4 protein-coding genes are annotated in these 6,106 nt (G+C 69.2%); all 4 read left to right on the forward strand.

The window, feature by feature from the left end; all coding sequences use genetic code 11:
• The first annotated feature begins 771 nt into the window (after window positions 1-771).
• A complete protein-coding gene (uppS, locus tag AA75_RS23890; RefSeq protein WP_033822260.1) occupies window positions 772-1,497 on the forward strand; it encodes a polyprenyl diphosphate synthase in 726 nt (241 codons plus the stop codon).
• Window positions 1,436-2,581, forward strand: a complete 1,146-nt coding sequence (locus AA75_RS23895) for a hypothetical protein (RefSeq protein WP_206743449.1) — start codon at window positions 1,436-1,438, stop codon at window positions 2,579-2,581. Before uppS ends, AA75_RS23895 begins: the two co-directional genes overlap by 62 nt.
• 715 nt (window positions 2,582-3,296) lie before the next feature.
• A complete protein-coding gene (locus tag AA75_RS53740) occupies window positions 3,297-5,402 on the forward strand; it encodes a putative Ig domain-containing protein (RefSeq protein WP_158515558.1) in 2,106 nt (701 codons plus the stop codon).
• 466 nt (window positions 5,403-5,868) lie between these two features.
• Window positions 5,869-6,106: hypothetical protein (locus tag AA75_RS23905; protein WP_033822263.1), on the forward strand; the 238-nt coding region annotated here is incomplete at its 3' end.

The following is a 6,106-nucleotide window of genomic DNA, read 5'->3' on the forward strand; positions in this document are numbered from 1 at the left end:
ATTCGAACCTGCGCGGGCCCCGAAGGACCCTGCTCGGCCAGCGCTGGCCAGGCACCCGATGAACCGCTCCGGACACCTCTCCCCGTCCCGGAAGCCCGATGTCCGGCGCTCCCTGACGTGCCATCAGAATGCCCCGGGCAGCTGACCCGGTACTGACACCCGGCTGACCGGGCACCGGGCCGGACGGTGTCATCGGACTCCGGGCTCTCCCCCACCGCGGCACGGGCCGCCCGGCCGCGCGATGCCCGGACGCGGGCGACGGCGCGGATGCGGCGCGCGCTGCATCGCCAGGCCGGATCCCCCCGGCGACGGGACACGTCGCGCCCCGCGGCGACGGCCTGATGTCCACAAGCCCCATCTCGACCAGCGGTTCAGCGAAGGCCACACCATCTCCCGGCATCTGTTCGAGGAGATCCGGCAGCGCGGATTCCCCGGTCAGGAGCAGATCGTCCGCAAGTACATCCGCCGACCTCCATGAGTCGGCAGGGTTCCGGTCGTCGCACCGACGTCCGGGTCGTGACGTGGATCAACGCGCTCTTCCGTGCCACTGTCCGCCATCAACCGCTGAACCTGGTTTCCCTTCCGTGTCGCATCCCGGGGCCGGACGCCGGCCCATCTGTACACAGCGACGAGCACCCACGCATGGAAACTGAACGGCAGACAGGCTCGGGGACGCTGTCGTCCGGTTCCGTGCTCCCGGTCCGCAACACCTACGGGCACGGTCGCCACGCGAGCCCGATGCGGGTGACCGTCCAACACGAAGGATCCGACATGACCGTCCACGAATCTGATTCCGATCCTCCGGAGACATCCATACCTCTGCAGCATCTGGGGATCATCCTTGACGGAAACCGGCGCTGGGCCCGTGACCGCCGTCTTCCGGCGGCTGCCCACGGCCATCGCGCCGGCTTCTCGAAGATTCCCGAAGTGCTCACCTGGTGCATGGCGTTCGACATCAGCATCGTCACGCTGTGGATGTTGTCGGACGACAACATCACCAACCGGAGCGCAGCCGAACTCGACGACTTGTACCGCATCGACGAGGAGATCATCGCCCAGCTCACAGAGACGGGAAGCTGGCGGCTCCATCACATCGGCCGGACGGAGTTGTTGCCCGAGCGCCTCACAGGGGCCTTGCACACCGCCGAACAGGTCACCCGCGACCGCCCTGGGCCCTTGGTCAACCTGGCCATCGGCTACGGGGGCCGTAGCGACGTGCTCGCCGCCGTGCGCACACTGCTCCAACAGGTGAAGGACGGCGCTGACCCGGATGCCGCGGCGGAGCGCCTGGCCGATCACCTGTCCACCGCAGGCCAGCCCGACCCGGACCTGATCATCCGCACTTCCGGGGAGCACCGGACCTCCGGTTTCATGCTCTGGCAGGCGGCCCTGGCCGAGTGGTACTTCTCCGACCGACTCTGGCCCGACTTCTCCCGTGACGACCTGGCCGCGGTGGTCGACGCCTACCGCACCCGGCGTCGCCGTTTCGGATCCTGATACCCATCAGAAAGGCAGCGCATCGTTGGCGACTCCCCAGCAGCACAGCTTCTACATGCCCTTCCCACCCGTGGAACCCAACCCCCTGACTTCCCGGGCCGAGGCCGCCATGTGGTCGTGGATCGACGAAACGGGCTTGTGCCCGACCCCGGCCGACCGCCGACGCGTCGCCGACGCCGACGTTCCGCTCCTGATCAGTCTGCTGTACCCGTCAGCCGATGCGGACACCCTCTCCATGCTGGGCTGCTACTACGCGTTCATCTTCGTCAACGACGACCTGTTCGACGAGAACATCTCCAACACCGGGCCGCAGCGGTGCTACGAGGAACTACGCCACGTCATCGGCGTCCTCGACGGCGAACCGGCCGAGAACCCCGTGGCGAAGGCGCTGGCCGACGTCTGGCGATGGGCCTGCGAGCGCCAGGGCCCCAGCTGGCAGGAGTCCTTCCGCACCCACACCCGCGACGCCATCTGGTGCTACTACACCAGCGCCGTCAACCGGCACAGCCGCCGGCTGCCGCATCTGGAGCAGTATCTGGAATTCCGCCGCGACGACATCGGTGGGCTGCCGTTTCTGGACATGTGCGAGCCTGCCACGGGTACGGACCTGCCGGGCATGGTCCGTCGCCTCTCCTCGCACACCGAACTCACCCACGCCGCAGCGGACTGGATCGGCCTGTGCAACGATTTCCACTCGCTGCGCAAGGAACGGGAAGGCGGCTACCACAGTGATGTCTTCGCCGTGCTGCAGACCCACGAAGGGCTCTCCCTTCCGGACGCCGTCGTTCGCGCCGACGCCCTCATGACACGCTGCATCGAACGCATGCAGAGCGCCTCGGAGCAGTTGCTCGCCCAGGTGGAGACCCTGGCACTGCCCGCCGAGGTCCAGGCGGACACGGAGGCTTGCGTGCGGGCGTACCAGGACACGGTCGTGGGGTTCCTCCTCTACCACCCCCAGGCACCACGCTTCGCCGATCCCGAGCCGGCAGGCACCCATGGACGTGCGGTGAGCGATCTGTTCCGGCCGCCGGCCGGACCGGCACCGTCCACTACCACTCGTCCCGCCGATGACTCTCCGTCCTGATACGCGCGGGTGGGAAACCCCTACGGGCAACGCCCTGCTCCGCATCCTCGACGAGGAGCTCATGTCGGATGGATCTTGTGTATACGCCACCCGGCGATGACCACCGCACGGCCGCCTGCTCGACCATTGCCGAACCACCCGGACCGCTTTCGTGACACCCCCGATCGGTGGTTCACGGTACGCACCTGTGCTTCCCGGCCAGGTACTTCGCTTCCGGGAAGAGACTACTTCCCGAAAATCCCTGTTCAGACCTGAGTGGTACTCGGATACGCCTTGTCGTGCTCAGATGTGAGCCCCACATAGATGCGGCGCACCGATCAGCAAGAGGCCTTCCGTGCCTTCCGGCGGGCTTCCGGGCCATGGGGGCCGGGAGCTCCCGTCCGGTGGCTGTCCGGTGTCCCGGCCGGGGCGTGCACGAGGGGGGCAACGTGACCGGTGCGCCCGGCACGATGGAGAGCTGACATGGAACCGCTGTCCTACCCTGTACCCGGCAACTCCCCCCGCCCGGCCGGGCCGACGGCGGGCCCTCGGCCTGGTCACCGCCGTCTGCACCGCGGCCGCCGTCCTGCCCCTCACCCTCCTTTCTCCCAGCGTCCACGCAGCCGCTCTTCCCCCCGCGTGCGCCCCGGACCCGCACGACCCGAACGGCGTCGTCTGCACCTACGGCGCCGGCGACGGTGATCAGACGTTCGACGTCCCTGCGGGCGTGCCGCGCGTGACCGTCGACGCCACCGGCGCCCCCGGCGGTGACACCGCGCAGTGGGGGAAGGGTGGGCGTGGCGCTTCGGTCACCGGTGCGGACATCCTCATTCCCACTGGACTCACCAAACTCTACGTCGAGGTGGGAGGCAAGGGGGGTGACGGCATCTCCACCGGCACCACCGCTGTCGGCGGATACAACGGAGGCGGCGATGCCATGAATGTCTCCGGCCACGGCGGAGGTGGGGGCGGTGCCAGCAGTGTGCAGACCGACCCGAACAGCTCCTGCGCGACGACCGGCCAGGCTGACGACTGCCGGCTGGTAGTCGCCGGTGGTGGCGGCGGTGGCGGCGGCGGTTGGGGTGGTGCCGGCGCAGGTCCCGGCGGTGCAGCGAGTAGTGAATATTCGGGCGGTGGTGGAGCCGGCGGTGACTTCGGAGTCGGTGGGGGTGGTGGTGGCGGCGGCAACAGGGATGCGGACGGCGCTCCAGGTTCCACCACTGCGGGTGGTGCCGGTGCCCCGGCGGTGTACAACAACCTGAGCAATCGCGGGGGCACCGGTGGCGGCCCCGGTCCGGCCACCGCCGGTGGCGGGGGCGGGGGTAGCTACGACGGCTGGGGTGGCGGCGGGGGCGGCAACTCCGGAGGCGGCGCACCGACCGACGCATCAGGCAACCTCGTAACAGGAGCCAATCCCGGCGGACCTGGTCACGGCGGCGGCACCTCGAAGGGCGGGGGCGGCGGCGGCGGCTTCTTCGGCGGCGGTTCGGGTTACGGCGGCGGCGGTGGGGCGGGATCGTCCTACGCCCCGGAGGGCTCGGGAGCCGTGGCATCCACGGACAGCACGGGCACCGCAGGTGTCACCATCAGGTACACCGTTCCTTCCCCGGCCCCCGCGTTCAAGGCGGCACCGAAGAAGCTGCCGACGGCGACCGTGGGACAGGAGATCGAGCAGACCCCGGTGGCCGACGTCACGGGCGGCACCCTCCCGTACACCTATGCGATCGACCACATCCCCCCGGGCCTGGCCTTCGACGGCACCACCGGCGTACTGTCCGGGAGGCCGACCGCGCCCACACCCCCGGACCAGCCCGACGGCTACGCATTCACCGTCCACGTGGCCGACGGCGGTTCCCAGAGCGCCGATCTCATCTACACACTTCCCGTCGCCACGGCGCCCACCACGACGGCCGTGGTGAACGTCGCCCCCGCCAATCCCAACGACTCTGACCGACTCACGGTGGACGTCACCGTCATCAACGGCCCCGACACGTCCGGCGTGGCCGTGCCAGGCGGCGATGTCACCCTGACGGCCGACGGAGACAACGACGACCCGATCGGCACCGCACCGCTCAGCGGTGACGGCACCGTTTCGTTCACCGACCTGCCACCTCTGCCCGTCGGCTCCCACACCCTGACCGCCCACTACCCGGGCGACGCCCTGCACAGCCCGTCCGACAGTGCCGCGCAGCCGCTCACCGTCACCTATTCACCCGTCAGGACTTTCATCACCCAGCCCCCGCCGGACGGCACCGTCAACACCGGCTACGACACGGTGTTCAGCCCCATCCGCGTGAACGGCGGCAAAGCCCCCTACCACTACGACATCGCCTCCGGCGCCCTTCCCGACGGTCTCCGGCTCAACGGCGGCAACGGCGTCATCAGCGGCGTCCCCACCAAGGAAGGCACCTACACCTTCACCCTGCGCGTCAGCGACAGCCAGGCCCAGCCCTCCACCGTCTCCCGCCAGCTCACCATCCGCATCAATCCCATGACCTGTGCCACCGCCCCCACCGCCGGCAAGAACGTCATCAACGGCACCACCGGCAACAACGTCATCAACGGCACCACCGGCAACGACATCATCTTCGGCAAGGGCGGCAACGACACCATCAACGGAAACGGCGGCAACGACCTCATCTGCACCACCGACGGCAACGACACCATCAACACCGGCACCGGCAACGACCGCATCGAAGCCGGCAACGGCAACAACATCATCAACACCGCCGCCGGCGACGACATCATCACCACCGGCACCGGCAACGACATCATCAACGCCGGCACCGGCCACAACAGCGTCAACCCCGGCACCGGCCACAACACCGTCAACGGAGGCTGACCCGCCATCCCACCCTGACCCCGGCAACACCACACCTGGCACGGAAGGTTGGCACTGCCGGTGCGTCCGGTACCGTGCACCGCCCCGTATTCCGCCCGTTCCGCTGCCTTCGGCAGGGGACGGGCGGCACGGACGGGTGACGGTGTGAATCTTCACCTTCCTGGCGCAACAAGATCCGACATCGGGTGTGTCCGACCCGCAGGGGCCGCCTCCGCCGGTGCGACGGGTGCAGTCTTGACCCGGAGACGTCCGGGCGGAATCGGCTGTCCGCGTAGTACTGGAGGCTCTCGTGGGCGGCTATGTCCTGGAGTTGCCAGCAGATCACCCTCACCGCCACCGTCGCCGACGTCCCCGCCGGGGGCCCGGTGCCGACCGGTACCGTCACCTTCACCGACGGACCCGTCCCCTCCACCACCGCCCCCTCGGCACCGCCCCACTCAACGGCACCGGCACCGCAACCCTGGCCGTGTCACTGACCGCCGGCACCCACACCATCACCGCCCTGCCCGACGGCGCCAAAGGCCTCTCCTACGCCGCACCGGCGTTGAACGCCACCGGCGGCACCGGCACCTACCGCTGGACCAGAACCACCGGGAACCTCACCCGCGGACAGACCGTCACCTACACCGTCACCAACACCGGCCCGGCGAAGGCGGCCGGGGTGCAGGTCGGCGCGGCGTTCACCGGCCTGAACACCACGGGCG

The sequence above is a fragment of the Kitasatospora sp. MBT63 genome, assembly GCF_000710465.2.
GTDB lineage: Bacteria > Actinomycetota > Actinomycetes > Streptomycetales > Streptomycetaceae > Kitasatospora.

Excerpts from the sequence above, each read along its gene's own strand:
- uppS (WP_033822260.1), top strand. The coding sequence starts at position 772 with ATGACCGTCCACGAATCTGATTCCGATCCTCCGGAGACATCCATACCT.